This window comes from Sodalis sp. CWE, assembly GCF_019646055.1.
In the GTDB taxonomy this organism is placed as follows: domain Bacteria; phylum Pseudomonadota; class Gammaproteobacteria; order Enterobacterales; family Enterobacteriaceae; genus CWE.
The window spans coordinates 530,526-550,943 of sequence record NZ_JAESFE010000001.1 but is presented as its reverse complement, the minus strand read 5'-3'; the positions used below and the strand labels follow the sequence as shown (position 1 = coordinate 550,943).

The 20,418-nt window shown below is 34.2% G+C and carries 16 protein-coding genes and 1 pseudogene; 13 read left to right on the top strand and 4 right to left on the bottom strand.

The window, feature by feature from the left end; all coding sequences use genetic code 11:
* Positions 1-40 precede the first annotated feature (40 nt).
* The 13 genes and pseudogenes from ndhC to nuoN form a co-directional block, all read left to right on the top strand.
* Positions 41-409: pseudogene (gene ndhC / locus JK145_RS02115) on the top strand (NADH-quinone oxidoreductase subunit A); the annotation flags it as partial.
* Between the two features lie 32 nt (positions 410-441).
* On the top strand, positions 442-1,146 hold the full coding sequence (locus JK145_RS02110; RefSeq protein ID WP_220665270.1) for an NADH-quinone oxidoreductase subunit B family protein: 705 nt from the start codon (positions 442-444) through the stop codon (positions 1,144-1,146).
* Between the two features lie 62 nt (positions 1,147-1,208).
* On the top strand, positions 1,209-3,011 hold the full coding sequence (gene nuoC, locus JK145_RS02105) for an NADH-quinone oxidoreductase subunit C/D (RefSeq protein ID WP_220665190.1): 1,803 nt from the start codon (positions 1,209-1,211) through the stop codon (positions 3,009-3,011).
* Between the two features lie 15 nt (positions 3,012-3,026).
* Complete coding sequence (gene nuoE, locus JK145_RS02100) at positions 3,027-3,515, top strand: NADH-quinone oxidoreductase subunit NuoE (protein WP_220665189.1); 489 nt, start codon at positions 3,027-3,029, stop codon at positions 3,513-3,515.
* Positions 3,512-4,837 (top strand): NADH-quinone oxidoreductase subunit NuoF, encoded by a 1,326-nt coding sequence (gene nuoF / locus JK145_RS02095; RefSeq protein WP_220665188.1) that lies wholly within the window; start codon positions 3,512-3,514, stop codon positions 4,835-4,837. Before nuoE ends, nuoF begins: the two co-directional genes overlap by 4 nt.
* Before the next feature lie 101 nt (positions 4,838-4,938).
* Entirely contained in the window at positions 4,939-7,683 is a 2,745-nt protein-coding gene (gene nuoG, locus JK145_RS02090; protein ID WP_220665187.1) for an NADH-quinone oxidoreductase subunit NuoG, read from the top strand.
* Between the two features lie 26 nt (positions 7,684-7,709).
* Entirely contained in the window at positions 7,710-8,642 is a 933-nt protein-coding gene (nuoH, locus tag JK145_RS02085; RefSeq protein WP_220665186.1) for an NADH-quinone oxidoreductase subunit NuoH, read from the top strand.
* A 14-nt stretch (positions 8,643-8,656) separates the two neighbouring features.
* Entirely contained in the window at positions 8,657-9,199 is a 543-nt protein-coding gene (nuoI, locus tag JK145_RS02080; RefSeq protein WP_220665185.1) for an NADH-quinone oxidoreductase subunit NuoI, read from the top strand.
* 62 nt (positions 9,200-9,261) lie between these two features.
* The gene (gene nuoJ / locus JK145_RS02075) at positions 9,262-9,753 is read left to right on the top strand and encodes an NADH-quinone oxidoreductase subunit J (RefSeq protein ID WP_220665184.1); all 492 of its coding nucleotides are present in this window, start codon (positions 9,262-9,264) and stop codon (positions 9,751-9,753) included.
* Between the two features lie 65 nt (positions 9,754-9,818).
* Positions 9,819-10,121 (top strand): NADH-quinone oxidoreductase subunit NuoK, encoded by a 303-nt coding sequence (gene nuoK / locus JK145_RS02070; RefSeq protein WP_220665269.1) that lies wholly within the window; start codon positions 9,819-9,821, stop codon positions 10,119-10,121.
* A complete protein-coding gene (gene nuoL / locus JK145_RS02065; RefSeq protein WP_220665183.1) occupies positions 10,118-11,992 on the top strand; it encodes an NADH-quinone oxidoreductase subunit L in 1,875 nt (624 codons plus the stop codon). Before nuoK ends, nuoL begins: the two co-directional genes overlap by 4 nt.
* Before the next feature lie 100 nt (positions 11,993-12,092).
* On the top strand, positions 12,093-13,655 hold the full coding sequence (gene nuoM, locus JK145_RS02060; protein WP_220665182.1) for an NADH-quinone oxidoreductase subunit M: 1,563 nt from the start codon (positions 12,093-12,095) through the stop codon (positions 13,653-13,655).
* Positions 13,652-15,139 carry an NADH-quinone oxidoreductase subunit NuoN gene (nuoN, locus tag JK145_RS02055; RefSeq protein WP_220665268.1) on the top strand — a complete coding sequence of 496 codons (1,488 nt, stop codon included), beginning with the start codon at positions 13,652-13,654 and terminating at the stop codon, positions 15,137-15,139. The genes nuoM and nuoN overlap by 4 nt, the downstream gene beginning before the upstream one ends.
* A gap of 211 nt (positions 15,140-15,350) precedes the next feature.
* Here nuoN and yfaE read toward each other — a convergent pair whose 3' ends face one another.
* The 4 genes from yfaE to ubiG form a co-directional block, all read right to left on the bottom strand.
* A complete protein-coding gene (gene yfaE / locus JK145_RS02050) occupies positions 15,351-15,626 on the bottom strand; it encodes a class I ribonucleotide reductase maintenance protein YfaE (protein WP_220665181.1) in 276 nt (91 codons plus the stop codon).
* A 5-nt stretch (positions 15,627-15,631) separates the two neighbouring features.
* Complete coding sequence (nrdB, locus tag JK145_RS02045; protein WP_220665180.1) at positions 15,632-16,762, bottom strand: class Ia ribonucleoside-diphosphate reductase subunit beta; 1,131 nt, start codon at positions 16,760-16,762, stop codon at positions 15,632-15,634.
* Positions 16,763-16,825: 63 nt separating this feature from the next.
* Positions 16,826-19,099 (bottom strand): class 1a ribonucleoside-diphosphate reductase subunit alpha, encoded by a 2,274-nt coding sequence (gene nrdA, locus JK145_RS02040; RefSeq protein WP_220665179.1) that lies wholly within the window; start codon positions 19,097-19,099, stop codon positions 16,826-16,828.
* Between the two features lie 414 nt (positions 19,100-19,513).
* Positions 19,514-20,272 (bottom strand): bifunctional 2-polyprenyl-6-hydroxyphenol methylase/3-demethylubiquinol 3-O-methyltransferase UbiG, encoded by a 759-nt coding sequence (gene ubiG / locus JK145_RS02035; protein ID WP_220665178.1) that lies wholly within the window; start codon positions 20,270-20,272, stop codon positions 19,514-19,516.
* Positions 20,273-20,418 lie beyond the last annotated feature (146 nt).

Genomic DNA, 20,418 nt, shown 5'->3' with positions numbered 1-20,418 from the left:
AATGTAGATTAGAATAATTTTTCATTTAATTAGTATTAAAATGTTAATGACCACTAATTTTGAAGCTGATTATTGGACTTTTTCTTTATTTTTGTTAGGTGCGCTAAGTCTTTGCGTCTTTATGCTTGTTTGTGGTTTTTTATTAGGTGGTCGCGCAGTAGCTAGAGCAAAACATACTCCGTTTGAATCTGGAATTGACTCAGTTAGTACTGCCAGGACATGTTTTTCGGCCAAATTTTATTTAATAGCAATGTTTTTTGTAATTTTTGATGCTGAAGCTTTATATCTTTACGTTTGGGCTATCACTATACGTGAAGCAGGTTGGATGGGTTTTATTGAAATAAGTATCTTTATTACTATGTTATTCATAGATTTATTTTATCTAGATCGCATTGGAGCATTCGAGTGGGCGCTAAGAAAAAAACTGATAATGAAGTAAAAATGGATTATACTCTTACTCGTCCTAACCTAGATTCTGATAGAAGCGAACGATATCCCTTACAAAAGAAAAAGGTTGTGCCTGATCCATTAAAAATGTATCTAAAAAATCATGTCTGCTTTGGCAAACTTAAAAAAGCAATTCATGATATGGTAAATTGGGGAAGGGGTAATTCACTTTGGCCATATAATTTTGGATTGTCTTGTTGTTACGTTGAAATGGCTACTGCTTTTACTTCTGTCCATGATGTATCAAGATTTGGAGCAGAAGTTATACGCGCCTCACCACGTCAATCAGATTTTATGGTAATAGCTGGAACACCATTTATTAAAATGGCTCCCGTTATACAGCGTCTTTATGATCAAATGTTAGAACCAAAATGGGTTATTTCTATGGGAGCTTGCGCTAATTCTGGTGGGATGTACGATATCTATTCGGTTGTACAAGGTGTTGATAAATTTCTACCAGTAGATATTTATATTCCTGGTTGTCCCCCTAGACCTGAAGCCTATATTCAATCACTGCTTTTGTTGAAAAAAACCATCAGTAAAGAGCGCCGTCCACTTTCTTGGATAATGGGTGATCAAGGTGTTTATCGTGCTAATTTAGAACCAGAACGAAAGCGCAAGCATGACCATCGTATTGCAGTTACCAATTTATATTCTCCAGATGAAACTTGTTTGGTAAAAGAAAACAATCCCTCTTAACTAAGATCCCTGGTTGTTGAATAATAACGTAGCTTAATATGTTTTAAAGCAGTGCAGAGGTTATGAAAGAGTTGACACGGTGTACGGACTATCCTCATTTCTGGAAAAAATCGATTTATCTAGAAGATGATACGATTATTAATGAATTAGGTAATCATTTTGCATCAGACGTTTTTAACGTTCAGTTAGCTTATACCGATATTCCAATTATTTGGATAAAACGTGAACAACTCCTTGAAGTTCTTAAATTTTTGAAGAATCTGCCAAAACCATATCTAATGCTCTATGATCTACATGGGATAGATGAACGTCTTCGCTCTTGCAAAAACAATCTTCCTACAAAAGATTTTACTATTTTTTATCACTTAATTTCTATTGATCGTAATCGTGATGTTATATTGAAGGTTGCTTTATCAGAATACGATCTACATTTACCTAGTTGTACTAGTATTTTTCTTAATGCTAATTGGTATGAACGAGAAACTTGGGAAATGTTTGGCGTAATTTTTGACGAACATCCAAATTTGACGCGTATTTTAATGCCTAAAACCTGGAAGGGGTATCCATTGCGTAAAGATTATCCCGCTCGAGCGACAGAATTTAATCCTTTTTTTCTTACAAAACAAAAGGAAGATTTAGAAATGGATGACTTGACTTTTAAACCAGAAGAATGGGGTATGAAACGTGGAACAGGTAATGAAAGTTTCATGTTTCTTAATTTAGGACCTAATCATCCTTCCGTACATGGCGCGTTTCGTATTGTACTCCAGTTGGACGGTGAAGAAATTATTGATTGTGTTCCTGATATTGGTTACCACCACCGTGGTGCTGAAAAGATGGGAGAACGTCAGTCTTGGCATGGATTTATTCCTTATACTGATCGCATTGAATATCTCGGTGGCTGTATTAATGAAATGCCTTATGTACTAGCAGTAGAAAAGTTAGCTGGTATTATAGTACCAGATCGCGTTAATGTAATTCGAATTATGCTATCAGAATTGTTTCGCATTAATAGTCACTTATTATACGTTAGCACTTATATACAAGATATAGGTGGAATGACTACCATTTTTCTAGCATTTACTGATCGTCAGAAGATTTATGATATTATTGAAGCCATTACTGGTGCCCGCATGCATCCAGCTTGGTTTCGTATTGGCGGCGTTGCACAAGATTTACCACGTGGATGGGAGAACTTATTACGTGAGTTCCTTAATTGGTTACCAAAAAGATTAAATACTTATATTAAAGTAGCACTAAAAAATAGTATACTTCGCGCCCGTGCGGAGGGCATAGCTGCTTATGGAGCAAAAGAAGCTTTAGATTGGGGAGTAACAGGAGCCGCGTTGCGTGCTACTGGCATTGGATTTGATGTACGTAAGTGGCGTCCATATTCCGGCTATGAAAATTTTGATTTTGAAGTACCGATAGGTAGTGGAATTAGTGACTGTTATAGTCGAGTTATGCTAAAGATAGAAGAAATATTACAAAGTCTTCGAATTCTTAAACAATGTTTAAATAACATGCCAACAGGACCGTTTAAGGCTGATCATCCACTAACTACTCCTCCTCCAAAAGAGCGTACTTTGAAGCATATCGAAACTCTTATCACACACTTCTTACAAGTTTCTTGGGGTCCAATTATACCAGCCAATGAATCATTTCAAATGATAGAAGCTACTAAAGGGATAAATAGCTATTATCTTATTAGCGATGGTGGAACAATGAGTTATCGAACACGCATCCGAACACCCAGCTTTCCTCATTTACAGCAAATTCCATCAGTGATACAAGGTAGTCTCATATCAGATTTAATTGTATATCTTGGAAGCATCGATTTTGTTATGTCAGACGTAGATCGTTAATCAACATTAATAACAATGAAGACTTTAATCAAAGCATTCGAATTAAGTCATGAGGAACGCGTAGCTATTGAGCATCACAAATATCATTATGAACACCCACGAGGAGCTCTAATTGAGGCGCTCAAGGTTGTACAAAAATATCGACATTGGGTTCCAGATGAAGCTGTATCTGCTATCGCAGAGATATTGAATATTCCAAGTAGCGATGTTGAAGAAGTAGCTACTTTTTACAGTCAAATCTTTCGTCAGCCAGTAGGCAGACATATTATTCGATATTGCGATAGTGTGGTTTGTTATATTACCGGTTATCAGAAAGTTCTTAAAGAACTAGAACGGTTATTAAACATCAAATCTGGGCAAACAACCAATGATGCACACTTTACCTTACTTCCTACGTGCTGTTTAGGCAATTGTGATCATGCTCCAACCATAATGATAGATGATGATACTTACGCACATGTAACATCAGAAGATGTCTTTTTATTACTAGAGAAATATAAATGAATAGAGTCATTCTTCGATTGGAAGAAACACATCCATTAACATGGCGATTACGTGAAGATGGTCAACCGATATGGATCACCGAATATCAAAAAAAAAATGGTTATTCTGGTGCACGTAAAGCGATAAGAGAAATGAGTCATGATGATATCATCAAACTCGTACTAGATTCCGGATTAAAAGGGCGAGGCGGAGCTGGTTTTTCTACTGGATTAAAATGGAGCCTCATGTCTAAAAATTGTTCTGAGAAAATACGATATTTAATATGTAATGCAGATGAAATGGAACCAGGTACATATAAGGATCGTTTATTAATGGAACAACTACCACATCTTTTAATAGAAGGAATGTTAATTTCTGCTTTTGCACTAAAAAGTTATCGCGGTTACATTTTCTTGCGTAGTGAATATGTTAAGGCTGAAATTAATCTTCGTCGCGCAATATTTGAAGCAAATGAAACTGGTTTTCTTGGTAGAAATATTTTAGGAAGTAATTTTTCTTTTGAACTAATTCTTCATACAGGAGCTGGTCGTTACATATGCGGTGAAGAAACTGCATTAATTAATTCACTTGAAGGACGTCGACCTAATCCACGCGCAAAGCCTCCTTTTCCTGCTGAAGTAGGAGCATGGGGAAAACCGACCTGTATCAATAATGTTGAAACTTTATGTAACATACCAGCAATTCTAGAGAGAGGGGTTAATTGGTATCGTAATATTGCAGCAGGGAAAAGTAAAGACACTGGTACTAAAATGATGGGTTTCTCTGGTCGTGTAAAAAATCCTGGGGTATGGGAGTTACCATTCGGTATTACTGCTCGTGAAATCTTCGAAGATTATGCTGGCGGTATGCAGCGTCGTTTGAAATTAAAAGCTTGGCAGCCGGGTGGTGCTGGAACTGATTTTCTTATCCCAGATCACTTAGATTTTCCTATGGATTTTGAAGGTATCTCTAAAGCTGGAAGCCGTCTTGGTACTGCGTTGGCTATAGCAGTTGACAATGAAATCAACATGGTATCATTAATCCGTAATCTTGAAGAGTTTTTTTCCCGTGAATCTTGTGGGCTTTGTACCCCTTGTCGTGATGGTCTTCCATGGGGCGTTCGTTTATTATATGCATTAGAAAATGGCCAAGGACAACCTGAAGATATTAAGATTTTGGAGCAATTATGCCAGTTTCTCGGTCCAGGAAAAACTTTCTGTGCTCATGCACTAGGAGCAATAGGACCACTGAAAAGTGCAATTAAGTATTTTCGTTCCGAATTTGAAAAAGGTGTAAACATTAAATATTTAGACAATAAATACACTATTAAAAATGTACAGTAAAAACTCACTGAATCATGTTAATAAACGTTTTTCAGATTAATTCTATGTTTTAAAAAAGAAGTAGAATATATGTTTATCTTACTATTTTGATTGGTAATTATATGATCACTATTAATATAGATGGAAAAGAATATAAAGTGGTTAACGAATCCAGCAACCTTTTAGAGGCGTGTCTAACTTTAGGCATTGATATTCCTTATTTTTGCTGGCATCCGGCATTAGGTAGTGTCGGCATTTGTCGACAGTGTGCAGTTAAACAATATCAAAATAATAAAAACAATTTGGGTCAAATAGTTATGTCTTGTATGACGCCAGTTAAAAATGGTTTGTGGATTTCCATCAAAGACCATGAAGCAAGAGAGTTTCGCCGCAGTGTAATAGAATGGTTAATGATCAATCATCCGCACGACTGTCCAGTTTGTGAAGAAGGGGGGAGTTGTCATCTTCAAGACATGACGATGATGTCTGGTCACATTTCTCGTCGTTATCGATTTAGTAAACGTACCCATTTTAATCAGTATTTAGGACCGTTTATTTCCCATGATATGAATCGATGTATTTCTTGTTATCGTTGTGTACGATATTATAAAGACTATGCTGATGGTAACGATTTTGGTGTATATGGAGCTCGTGATAACATTTATTTTGGTCGCTACCAAGAAGGAGAATTAGACAGCGAATTTTCTGGAAATTTAGTAGAAATTTGCCCAACTGGTGCACTCATTGATAAAACTTTTTCTAAAAGATATAGTCGTAAATGGGACATGCAGTTTTCACCAAGCATTTGTCATCAATGTAGCATTGGTTGCAATATTATTTTAGAAGAGCGTTATGGAAAATTACGACGTATTGAAAACCGTTACAACGGATGTATTAATGGTTATTTTTTATGTGATCGTGGTCGTTTTGGATACGATTATGTTAATCTTAAAGATCGTCCTCGGCATCCAATGATTCGTCGTGGAAATAGATGGGTTATGCTAAATGCTAATGAAGCTGTGCAAGAAGCATCTAAAATACTACGTCACGCACATAAGTTAATTGGTATTGGTTCAGCACGAGCTAGCATGGAAAGTAATTTCGCTTTACTTAAATTAGTAGGAATGAATAATTTCTATATTGGAGTTTCTCATAGCGAAAAAGAGGAATTATTGTTAATGCTTAGTATTTTGCAAAATTCTGGGATTCATACACCTTCACTCTGTGAAATAGAAAATTATGATGCTATTTTGATATTAGGAGAAGATGTAACCCAGACAGGTGCACGTATTGCATTAGCAATTCGTCAAGCAATTAAAGGAAAGGTACGTGAAATAGCTGCACAACAAAAAATTGCCAACTGGCATGCAGCCGCCATAATAAACGTTGGGCAAAATTCTAGATATCCTTTGTTTATTACTAGTGTTGATAAAACTCGTTTAGATGATATTGCTGCTTGGAATTATTACGCGTCTGTAAGTGATCAAGCCCGTTTAAGCTTTGCTATTGCTCATTCACTGGACAAAACAGCACCAACAGTGAATGATTTGGATACAGCCTTACAAAGTAAGATTGATTTAATCGCAAAAACATTAGCTAACGCAAAAAAACCACTTATCATTTCAGGTAGCGGTGCTGGAAGCAAGGAATTAATTGCTGGGGCCACTAACATTGCTCTTGCCTTGAAAAAACAAGGCAAAAACGTTGGAATTAGTTTTATCCTTTCCGAAGCTAACAGTATGGGAATTACAATGATAGGCGGAAAAAGCATAGACGAAGCTTTGGATATGCTAGAACAGGGAGCTGCAGATAGTTTAATTGTTTTGGAAAATGATCTTTATCGTCATGCATCAGAGACTCGCGTTAATGCTGCTTTGGATAAAATAAGTTATTTTATCGTTCTGGATCATCTACATTCTTCTTTACAAGAAAAAGCTAATTTGATTCTATCGGCAGCTAACTTTACCGAAAGTAGTGGTACTCTTATTAATCAAGAAGGTCGCGCGCAGCGGTTTTTTCAAGTATATGATCCCGCATATTATGATGATCAGTCGATAATATTAGCTAGCTGGCGTTGGCTTTACTCAATTCATTCAATGCATACATATAAAAAAACAAATTGGACGAAACTTGATCATGTTATTGATCATCTCATTGAAGCATTGCCGCACTTAGCTGATATCAAGAAAGCTGCGCCAGACGCTAGTTTTCGCATTCAAGGACAGAAGATAGCTCGAGGACCAAATCGATATAGCGGCCGTACTTCAATGAATGCCAATATCAATATTCATGAACCTCGTGTTCCATACGATCACGATACTATGTTTACTTTCTCAATGGAAGGAAGCATCGCTTTCCAAGCACCGAATCAGCAAATAACTTTTGCTTGGACGCCAGGCTGGAACTCTTCGCAAGCATGGAATAAATTTCAAGATACAGTTGGAGGACATTTAAAATACGGTGATCCTGGAGTACGTTTGTTGGAGTTAAAAACAAGCAACTTAGATTATTTTAGTAATGTTCCAATTGCACTTTTGCCATCTAAAGATAATGAGTGGTATGTAGCACCTTATTGGCATTTATTTGGCAGTGAGGAAACATCTCAACGTTCCTCAGCCATCCAAAATAAAATGCCGAAACTATATATAGTAATAAGTCAGTCTGATGCTAAAAAACTAAATATTGACAATAATACTGCATTATTTTCATTTAATTGTATGGGAATAAACATGTGCTTGCCGGCACGAGTTAGTCGCTATTTAAGTACCGGACAAATTGGACTTCCTCTAGGTTTGCCAGGTATTCCACCAATTCTGTCAGGCCATTATATTAAAAACTTACAAAAAGTTAAAACTCAAGTTATTTAAATTGTAAGCGATACTTTGGTGAATCGATGAAAGTAATTCTGATTTTACTTATGGTAGTTTTTTTTAGTTCTTATATGGTTTTTATTGAACGACGCCTTTTAGGCTTGTTTCAAAATCGGTATGGTCCAAATCGCGTTGGTTGGGGAGGGTCGTTGCAAATACTTGCCGATATTTTAAAAATGATGTTTAAAGAAGATTGGGTTCCATCGTTTTCTGATCGAGGTATTTTTGTGTTGTCTCCGGCTGCTTCTTTTTTATTGCCGTTAGTTACTTTTTCTGTAATTCCGATAACTCCTTCTTTAGTGATTATTGATTTAAATATCGGAATATTATTTTTTCTGATGATGTCTGGATTAACTGTGTATGCTTTATTATTTGCCGGATGGTCAAGCAATAATAAATATGCTCTTCTTGGAGCCATAAGAGCTGCAGCGCAAACATTAAGTTATGAAGTATTTCTAGGATTATCATTAATGGGTGTAGTGATCCAAACTGATTCATTCAATCTTAGTAAGATTGTTGACGCACAAGAATATTTATGGAATATAGTTCCTCAGTTTTTTGGTTTTATTACTTTTATGTTAGCTGCTATAGCAGTATGTCATCGTCATCCCTTTGACCAACCTGAAGCAGAACAAGAGTTGGCCGATGGATACCACGTAGAATATTCAGGAATGAAATTCGGCTTATTTTTCATTGGGGAGTATATTAATGTTGTGACCGTTTCAGGACTAGCAGTAACGGTGTTCCTTGGTGGGTGGCATGGACCATGGTTACCACCATTATTTTGGTTCGTAGTGAAAACCGCTTTTTTTTTGATATTATTCGTTTTGATTCGTGCCGCATTGCCGCGTCCACGTTACGATCAAATGATGGCTTTTGGTTGGAAAATTTGTTTACCTATAGCGCTATTAAATATGTTAATGACTGCTTCTTTTATCTTATACAACCTACATTAAGTAGTGCGTAGATTATGACAATAAAAGATTTAATAATTGGATTTGGAACGATTTTAAGAAGTATTTTGATAATTGGTATGCAGGCATTTAGCAAACGTGAAACGCGTATGTATCCTGAAGTGCCAGTAAATCTATCTCCTCGCTTTCGAGGTAGAATTGTTTTAACACGTGATTCGAACGGAAACGAACGATGTGTAGCATGTAACTTATGTGCTGTCGTTTGTCCAGTTGACTGTATTTCTCTGCAAAAAGCGGAGACTAAAGATGGTCGATGGTATCCAGAATTTTTTCGTATTAATTTTTCTCGTTGTATTTTCTGCGGTTTTTGCGAAGAAGCTTGCCCAACTGCTTGTATTCAACTTATACCAGATTTTGAAATGAGCGAGTACAAAAGACAGGATTTAGTATATGAAAAAACAGATTTACTAATTTCAGGACCAGGAAAATACCCAGATTATGATTTTTATCGCATTTCTGGAACAGAAATTTCTGGAAAAAGAAAAGGCGAAGCAAAAAACGAGAACAAGCCTATTGACGTAAAAAACTTATTACCCTAAATCTTGACCAAATAGCTTTATAACACAAAGAAAATTAATCAATGCTCTTTCAAGGAAAAGACATGCATCTAATATTCTATTTCTCTGGACTTCTAGCAATTTTATCAACGTTTCGTGTTATCACTCACACTCAGCCAGTATATTCATTATTGTATCTTATTTTTTCATTTTTATCTATTTCTTGTGTTTTCTTTTCTTTAGGAGCGCATTTTGCCGGAGCATTAGAAATTATCATTTATGCTGCCGCTATTATGGTTTTATTCGTATTTGTAATCATGGTTCTAAATGTAAAAAACAATGAAAATAAAAAAAAACATTCATGGATAAGAAAAATTGCCAATTGGATTGGGTCATCAATGATTTCACTGCTATTTCTAATAATATTAATTTATTTTATAAATGATTATGGTGAAGAGCATATTACTGGGAATTTAATATCAACAAAAACTGTTGGAATTGCACTGTTTAGTTCTTACATCTTAGTAGTTGAAATAGTGTCTATGCTACTATTGGCAGGATTAATAGTAGCTTATCATTTTGGTCATGATAAATAATTGGCACATTATTAATTTTATTCAATCAGAGAAAATACTGGTTTATGAATGGAGAGAAACAAAATATGGTCCCATTGTCACACGGTCTTATCCTAGCAGGAATCCTTTTTATATTAGGATTAACAGGTATGATCGTCCGTCGAAATTTATTTTTTATTTTATTAGGATTGGAAATTATGATGAATGCTTCAGCATTAGCTTGCGTAGTAGGAGGTAGTTATTGGATTCATGCAGATGGACAGGTTATGTATATCTTAATAGTAACCTTAGCTGCTGCAGAAGCCAGCATTGGACTAGCAATGCTATTGTTGCTTTATCGAAGCAATGGAACCCTAGATATTGATCGCATAAACGAGCTACGAGAATGAATTTGGTTTATTTAGTTCCATTATTTCCTTTTTGTGGATTTCTATTACTTACATTTTCACAGGGTCGTTGGAGCGAAACTGTTTCTACAATAATTGGTGTTGGAAGTATTGGAGTAGCAGCATTAATCACCTTTTTTATAGCACTAGATTTTTCTAGTACATATGGAAATACCACTAATGGCACTTTGGAATATATTCAAACATTATGGAACTGGATAGTATTGGATGATTTTCATATTTCAATTGTGTTCAATCTTAACTGTTTATCACTAACAATGGTCTGTGTTGTTACTGGAGTTGGATTTTTTATTCAACTCTATGCTTCTTGGTACATGAATGAGACAGATAATTATGTTCGTTTCTTTGCTTATACTGATTTATTTATTGCCAATATGATACTGCTAACATTAGCAGATAATTTATTATTGATTTATCTTGGATGGGAAGGTGTTGGTCTTTGTAGTTATTTACTTATTGGATTCTATCCTGAACCAAAAAATGGTATGGCAGCTATGAAAGCATTCATTATTACCAGGTTCGGAGATGTATTATTAGTTTTTGCACTTTTTATGCTATACAATAAATTTGGGACCCTCAATCTTCAAGAGATAATCACACTAATACCTCAAAAAATAACAAAAAATTCTCTAACAATTACTTTAATAACTCTATTACTATTGGGTGGAGCAGTTGGAAAGTCAGCACAATTTCCCCTGCAAGGATGGTTAGCGGATGCTATGACTGGACCTACTCCAGCCTCGGCGTTAATTCATGCTGCTACCATGGTAACCGCTGGTGTATATCTAATTGCTAGAACTCATCACTTATTTTTAATGGCTACTAATGTACTGCATCTTGTTGGAATTATAGGAGCAATAACTTTAGTGCTGGCTGGATTTACTGCTTTGGTACAAACTGATATTAAACGAATTTTAGCTTACTCCACAATGGGGCAAGTAGGCTATATGTTTTTAGCATTAGGTATTCAAGCATGGGAAGCTGCTATTTTCCATTTAGTGACCCATTCTTTTTTTAAATCACTGTTATTTTTAGCAGCTGGTTCAGTTATATTGGCCTGTCGTCAAGAACAAAATATTTTTAGAATGGGGGGATTAAGAAAATCAATGCCACTTATGTATATTTCTTTTTTAATTGGAGGATCTTCGCTGTCTGCATTTCCGCTGTTTACGGCAGGATTTTTCTCTAAAGAAGACATTCTGTGGCATGCTATGGCTAATGGGCATTCGATTTTGGTCATTGTTGGATTGTTAGGATCGTTTATTACTTCCACTTATACTTTTCGCATGATTTTTTTGATTTTTCATGGAAATGAAAAAATTAAAATTCATACTCGCTACCATACAATCAACTACTATCTTTCATTTCTAACCTTCTTAACGTTATCAACTTTTTTTGGAGCTTGGATGGCCATGATGCTTCCGTTATCCGGATTCTTTCCAATCGATCAACAATATCATTGCAATTATAATCAAAAACTAATACTAGAAATCGTATCGAGCGCAACTTGTTTTGCTGGTATTTTATTAGCAGCAGTTGTTTGGATTTCTAAGTGCCATTTCATAAAAATTATAACGGATAATAAATTAGGACGTTTTTTAACGATTTTATGGTTTCATGCTTGGGGATTTGATTGGATTTACAAAAAAATCTTTGTTGAACCCTACGTTACCATTGCAAGAACAATAACATATGACCCAGTTAAAAAAATAATAGATAATGTAACTGCTTTATTAATACTGTGGATTAGGCGAATTTTAACGATGAGTGAAAATGGACAGATAAGATGGTACATAGCATCAATAGGTCTTGGTGCAATATTTGTGTTATTATCGTTTTTAATATTCATTTAAAATCAAATAATCCTCGCAATTGTTTTTAGTTAGAAATTGTGAGAATTTATAATATTTATTGTTTCAAACATTATTATAAAATTTAGGAAATAAACACGTTATGTTGTTACCTTGTCTAGTTCTTATTCCTTTTATTGGAGGTCTACTATGTTGGTCATGTGAACGTTTGGAAAACAAAAAAACACCTTGCTGGATAGCTTTAATTACCATGGTTTTCACGTTAACTTTATCATTATTTTTATGGCAGTTGGACAATCTAGATCAAGGGAAGCTTAAGTTAACAAAATGGAAGATAGAGTTTCTATATCCATGGATTCCTCGTTTTAACATAAACATTCATCTTGCTCTAGATGGTTTATCGATATTAATGGTGTCCTTGACGGGGTTTTTCGGAATTCTAGCTGTTCTTTGTTCATGGCGTGAAGTACAAAATCATCGAGGATTATTTTACTTCAATCTTCTGTGGATTTTTACTAGCGTAATTGGTGTATTCTTGGCAATTGATATGTTTCTTTTCTTTTTATTTTGGGAAATGATGCTTTTGCCGATGTTTTTTCTCATTGTACTATGGGGGCGAAGTAATAGCAAAACCGACTATAAAGATAAGGTTTCTGTTGCAATGAAATTTTGTATTTATACCCAAATAAGTGGCTTAGTAATGTTAGTATCTATTTTTGGCTTAGTAATGACACATTACAGCGCAACTGGATTTTGGACATTCGATTATGAACATTTAAAAAATACTCCAATGTCACATCAGAAAGAACTATTACTTATGTTAGGCTTCTTTTTATCTTTCGCAATTAAATTTCCGATAGTCCCATTACATGGTTGGTTGCCGGATGTTCATAGTTATACACCAACTGCTGGATCAGTTGATTTAGCAGGAGTGTTACTCAAAACAGCGGCTTATGGAATATTACGTTTTATTTTACCTTTGTTTCCTCATGCTTCATATCATTTTGCACCGATTGCTATGTGGTTAGGTTTAATTAACATTTTTTACGGTGCTTTGGTAGCTTTGTTACAAACAGATATTAAGCGCCTTATTGCATACATCGGAATATCTCACATGGGTCTTGTATTAATTGCGATTTACAGTGGTAATCAACTTGCCTGTCAGGGTGCCGTAATACAAATGATTGCTCATGGATTGTCCGCGTCTGGAATGTTTATTGTTTGTGGACAAATATATGAACGTTCGCAAAAACGTGATATACAGAGCATAGGTCGATTATGCAAACGATTAAATTTTATTCCTACATCATTTTTATTTTTTACAATTGCTACATTAGGAATCCCTGGGACTATCAATTTTGTTGGTGAGATTATCACTCTGTTCGGTAATTTTCAAATTGATCCAATGATTGCAGTGACTGCTACGTTTGGTTTGGTGTTTGTATCGATTTGTTCGCTTATGATAATCTATTCTGTTTATAACGGGCCAGAGAGATCTTTGAACTCACTTTCAGATTCAACGTTACGTGAAAAATTGATTGTTTTGTCACTGGCAGTATTAATAATACTTTTTGGATTTTTTCCATATCTGATTATGGATGTTTCTTTTAGCACCATAAAGCAAATTTTAGATCCTAATTTATTGTCTGAATTTGCTTTATCTTTTCACCATAAACAGGAAGATGACTCTACCTTATGGAAATAAACTTATTGCATCAACAATTAATCGCATTATTGCCGCTTTTAATTATTGGATCAACAGTCATGGTTGCAGTGTTATGCACTGCGTGGAAGCGCAATCACTTTATTAGCTTTATTCTAACAATTTTTGGTCAAATACTAGCTCTAGCGTCACTTTGGTTTATTGTTCAAAACAATCCACCATCAATAGATGTGACTTCATTGATACGAGTCGATAAGTATTCCTTGTTTTATACTGGATTGATATTAATAGCTAGTCTAATAATTAGCATGCAAGTATATGCTTGGTTGGATGAATATTCAGGAAATCGAGATGAATTCTATTTACTGATGTTAATTTCTCTTATGGGATGTATTTTGTTAATTAACACTAAACATTTAATAACTTTTTTTATTGGTATTGAACTAACTTCGCTGCCATTTTTTGGAATGATCGGTTATATAATTCAGCAAAGATCCTCATTGGAGGCTAGTATTAAATATATGCTTCTATCTTCAGTTTCATCAGCTTTTTTACTTTTTGGTATAGCTTTAGTATATGTCCAAACAGGTCAGTTATCTTTTTCTTCCTTTTGTGAGAAAATATATGATAACAGCACAACATACTTAACACAACCAGTACTTTTGGTGGGTTTAGGATTGATGATAGTTAGCATTGGTTTTAAATTATCGTTAGTACCTTTCCACTTATGGACTCCCGATGTTTATCAGGGCGCTCCAGTTTTAGTATCAGCTTTACTATCCACTTCTAGCAAAATTGCAATATTTACAATTGTCACCCGTCTTTTTTTGTCTACAGTAATTATGAATAGTCATTCAATTCAACTAACATTGATAGTTATTGCATGCGCTTCCATGTTATTTGGAAACTTGATGGCTATAAATCAGGATAACATCAAACGGATCATGGGTTATTCTTCTGTTTCTCATTTTGGTTATTTACTAGTTGGATTGATTACAATGCAAACTAATCATATATTTTCATTGGAAGCTATTGGTATTTGCTTAATTGGATATCTTTTTGCTAGTCTTGGAATATTTACCATAATAAACTTAAAATCCAATTTTTATCAAAATGAAAAGGATTCATTATATTCTTACCGTGGTTTATTTTGGCATCATCCATTTTTAACCTTTGTTCTGACAATAATGTTTTCTTCCTTGGCAGGAATACCTATGACCCTTGGTTTTATTGGTAAGTGCTATATTCTTGCTTTAGGTGAAAAAGTAAAGGATCATTTCTTTTTATTAACTAGTATAATAATTATATCTAACACTATTGGACTATTTTACTATATGCGCATTATAATTAATATGTTTCTGCCATTATCGAAAAAAACTCGATATGATAACGTTTCATCTAGTGAAACATTGAGTGACGGATTAACTAAAATAGTTGTAGTTTTCTCTTCTTCGCTATTGTTGTTATTTGGTTTATATCCTACAACTCTTATTTCATTAGTAAGATCAGTGACATTAGATAGCTAATTAAAAGTTTTTAATTTTTAAATTAAATTATTCTTTAATTTTTTTAGTTGAAAAAATCTTAAAAAGATAACTTAAAAGAGATCAGTAATTAATTTTCTTTTTGTAAACTGAAAACTTAATCATTTTTACTTTGGTAAGTAAAAGTTGAAATCATTAATTGTCTATTAGTTTTTTGGCAAAAAGTTTTTGAAACTATATGGAGATATTAAAATTATAATTCTAATTCAATATCATCGAGTGGGAAACAACAACATGGTAATATTTCTTTGCGATTAACAAAAGCTAGTGGTTCTTTATAGTATTTTACTTGACCGCTACCTGCGTTCAGTCGCAGACGACAACTTCCACAAAATCCGGACAGACATTGAAACTCTACTGCTATTTGGTGCGCTAGTAGTAATTCAAGTAGGGAAGAACGCACCCCTCCTTCGTAAGGAAAAGAAATCCCCCTGCAACGTAGATATACAATAGGATGCGTATTTGCCATTATCTCTATAGATGAAAATCTCTAAGATCATCATCATCAACCTTAGCGTCAATTTGGCCAACTAAATAAGAGCTAACTTCTACTTCTTGTGGAGCCATTTGTACGTTTTCCGATACTAGCCAAGAATTGATCCATGGAATGGGGTTGGATCGAACGACAAATGGTAGATGTAATCCAACCGCCTGCATTCGGATATTTGTAATATACTCGATGTATTTGCATAAAATATCTTTATTCAAACCAACCATAGAACCATCTCGAAATAAATAATTTGCCCAATCCTTTTCTTGCTGGGCTGCTGATAAAAACAAATCATAGCTTTCTTTCTGACATTCACGAGATATTTCAGCCATTTCTGGATCATCTTCGCCTGAACGCATTAGATTTAATATATGCTGAGTTCCAGTTAAATGCAACGCCTCATCACGGGCGATAAAACGAATAATTTTCGCATTACCTTCCATTAATTTACGTTCAGCAAAAGCAAAGGAACAAGAAAAGCTAACATAAAAACGAATTGCTTCTAGCACATTGACGCTAATCAAACAAAGATAAAGCTTTTTCTTCAGTTCTCGAAGATTAACAATGATTGTCTTATTATTAACTTGATGGATGCCTGTACCTAATAAGTGGTAATAATTAGTTAATTCAATAAGTTCATCATAATATTTAGAGATGTCTTGAGCCCGCTTTAAGATTTCTTCATTTGTGATGATACTATCAAAAATAGAAGCTGGATCGTTAGTAATATTACGAATAATATAAGTATATGAACGTGAGTGAATAGTTTCAAAGAACGACCAAGTTTCTACCCAAGTTTCTAGCTCTGGAATTGAAATTAAGGGTAGTAGTGCGATATTAGGGCTACGTCCTTGAATAGAATCCAATAATGTTTGGTACTTAAGATTACTTATAAAGATATGTTTCTCATGTTCATGCAGCATTTGATAGTTGATTCGATCATAAGAAATATCAATCTCTTCTGGACGCCAGAAGAAAGATAGTTGTTTTTCAATTAATTTTTCAAACACATTAAATTTTTGTTGATCAAACCGTGCAATATTAACTGATTGACCGAAAAACATTGGTTCTAAAAGTTGATCATTTTTGGTTCGTGAAAAAGTGGTGTAAGTCATTGGCGCTCCGCTATTTTTACACAACTACTGTTTCTTGCTTATATCTAGTTTAGTTTCATTAACTTAGATTTTACAAGCATCGCTTTTGCAATCATCCTGTTGAGTTATTTGTATATCCTCCTGTGAATCGCTCGCACCATCCCGTGTATTTTGATAATACAAAGTCTTTACTCCAAGTTTATACGCAGTTAGTAAGTCCTTTAATAATTGTTTCATCGGAATCTTTCCATTTGGAAATCGAGAGGGATCATAGTTTGTATTAGTAGAAATAGACTGATCAATAAATTTCTGCATTACACTAACTAAGTGTAAATAACCATTGTTATTTGGCATATCCCATAACAGTTCATACGCCTTTTGAAGGCGGGTAGCCTCTGGTACCACTTGGCGTAAAATTCCATCTTTGGAAACTTTAATGCTCACTAGGCCACGAGGCGGTTCAATACCATTGGTAGCATTACAAATCTGCGAAGATGTTTCTGATGGCATTAATGCTGATAAAGTAGAATTACGTAAACCATGTTTTTTAATATCCGCTCGTAGCGCTTCCCAATCATAATGTAATGTTTCAGTAACAATGTTATCAAGATCCTTTTTATATGTATCGATCGGTAGAATACCATGCGAATAAGTGGTTTCATGAAATCGAGGGCAAGCTCCGCGTTCACGAGCAAGATCGTTGGAAGCTTTCAAAAGGTAATACTGAATGGCTTCGAACGTACGATGGGTTAAATTAATAGCGCTTCCATCAGAATAGCGCATATTATATTTAGCCAAATAGTAAGCAAAATTAATTACACCAATTCCAAGGGTTCTACGACCCATGGCGCCATTTCTTGCAGCATGAATTGGATATTCTTGATAATCAAGCAATGAATCCAATGCACGTACAACTAATATAGCAAGTTCTTTTAAATCGTCAAGATTATCTATAGCTCCAAGATTAAAAGCAGATAAAGTACATAATGCAATTTCGCTATTAACATCTTCTAATGGTTTAGTGGGAAGAGTAATTTCCAAACATAAATTTGATTGACGAATTGGTGCTACAGACGCATCAAAGGAACTGTGAGTATTGCAATGGTCTACATTTTGAATATAAATTCTCCCTGTAGAAGTTCGTTCTTGCATCATTAAAGAAAAAAGATCTATTGCTTTAACACGACGTTGACGAATATTTTTTTTCTGTTCGTACTTAATATAAAGATATTCAAATTCATCTTGATCTGAAAAAAAAGTATCATATAATTTTGGAACGTCTGAAGGACTAAATAGTGTAATATTATCCCCTTTAACTAATCGTTGGTACATTAATCTATTGAGTTGCACACCGTAATCCATATGACGAACTCTGTTATCTTCTATTCCTCGATTGTTTTTTAAGATTAGTAAACTTTCTACTTCGAGATGCCAAATAGGATAAAATAACGTAGCGGCTCCACCTCGTACTCCACCTTGAGAACAAGATTTAACTGCAGTCTGAAAGTGTTTATAGAAAGGAATACAACCAGTATGGAGAGCTTCTCCTCCACGAATTGGACTTCCTAATGCACGAATACGACCAGCATTGATTCCTATTCCAGCACGTTGAGATATGTATTTTACAATTGCATTAGAAGAGGCATTAATAGAATTAAGACTATCTCCACACTCTATTAATACACAAGAACTAAATTGACGAGTTGGTGTGCGTACCCCAGACATAATCGGGGTTGGAAGCGAGATTTTAAATGTTGATACAGCATTATAAAAACGTTTAACATAGTCTAGTCGAGATCCGCGTGGATAACTAGAAAACAAACAAGCCGAAACCAACATATATAAAATCTGAGCACTTTCATAAATTTCACCAGTAACCCTATTTTGGACTAAATATTTTCCTTCTAGCTGTTTAACTGCAGCATAGGAGAAATTCATATCTCGATAATGATCGATAAATCTGTCCATTTGCCCAAACTCTTCAGCAGAATAATCTATTAAAAGATGTTTATCATATTTGCCCATAGTAACCAATTTAAATACATGATCATACAATTTTGGTGGTTCAAATTTTCCGTAAGCTTTTTTACGTAAATAAAAAATAGCTAGTCTGGCAGCAAGATATTGGTAATCTGGTATTTCATAGGAAATTAAATCTGCTGCAACCTTAATAATTGTTTCATGAATATCAGTAGTTTTAATGCCGTTATAAAATTGCATACGAGATTTCCATTCAACTTGAGCAGTGGAAACGTTTTCTAACCCATCTGCTGCCAAATCAATAATTCGATGAATCTTATTAAGATTGATAATTTCTTTGCGCCCATTACGTTTTGTAACGAAAAAACCTTGGTTCATGTGTACATCACACCTGCCTAGATGATCCAAAAATATCGTTCTCTTTTTTAATTCTTTGAGATTAATTTATTAAGAATCGACGTCTATATGGAATCTGTTATTAGTTTTACAAAAAAGTGATACAGTTTATACAACGTAAGTAATCAGTTGTTCAGTTGTTTTTCAGACAATTTTTTGTTAACAGTAAGTCATTAAAAATGAATGATTTTTGTTTGAGAATACCTCATGTTGTCGATCACGAGAGATTTTAGAATAAACTTAGTCTTTAGAAAAAGCTCATAGAGCGAAAAGAATCAATATACATAAACTTTATGCAAAAATAAGCACCTTACTCAAGAATAATTTTTTTAGATATAAAATTTTTTTAAAAGCAATTGTTTTAATATTAAAATTGACATTAGAGAAATTTATGATTCATCTCTCCCGACGGGTATATAGTATATAGTTAATATCAACATTATTATCAAGATAAAAGCGATCTAGTAATAGATTGTAATGTAAACCAACAATATGATATTCACATAATGAAGTATTATCTATCCAAGTTAACAACTCAGATGGTTGGATAAATTTTGTTATGTTATGAGTGCCTATTGGCAACATACGAAGTATATACTCAGCTCCAAGAACAACTGCTAACCAAGATTTTAAATTACGATTTATTGTTGAGAAAAAAACTTCTCCACCAGGTTTTACTAAATTAGCACAGGCAAAAACAACTGAAGATGGATTAGGTACATGTTCTAATACTTCCATACAAGTTACAACATCATAAGCGTTAGGATTTTCTTTAGCGTGCTCTTCGGCTGTTTGTTGTTGATAATTTAAATTTAAATCATTTTTGAGTGCATGCAAGCGAGCTGACTGTAGCGATTTAATACTAACGTCCAATCCTGTAACTTTTGCTCCTTCTCGTGTCATGCTTTCCGATAAAATACCTCCACCGCAGCCAACATCTAATACGTCCTTACCAAAAAGTCCATTATTAGTATGTTTTAACACATAATCCATACGCAATGAATTTATACGATGTAATAATTTAAATTTTCCATTAGGATCCCACCAAATTTCATCTTCATCATCAAATTTAGCAATTTCTTTTGGATCAAAATTTTTTTTATCAGTAAACTGTTTTTTATTATTTATTCGTTTATCAGCGATTTTTTTAATCATAAATATCTTCTATTATTTGACATGTAAATGGTAGAGAGTAACATATTCTAATAAATCATAAGGGCAGTAAAAATATAAAGCTGAATTTTTTTAAAAAACAAAGTATATAATTTAATTTTATTCACTATGCCACCATAAATTATGAT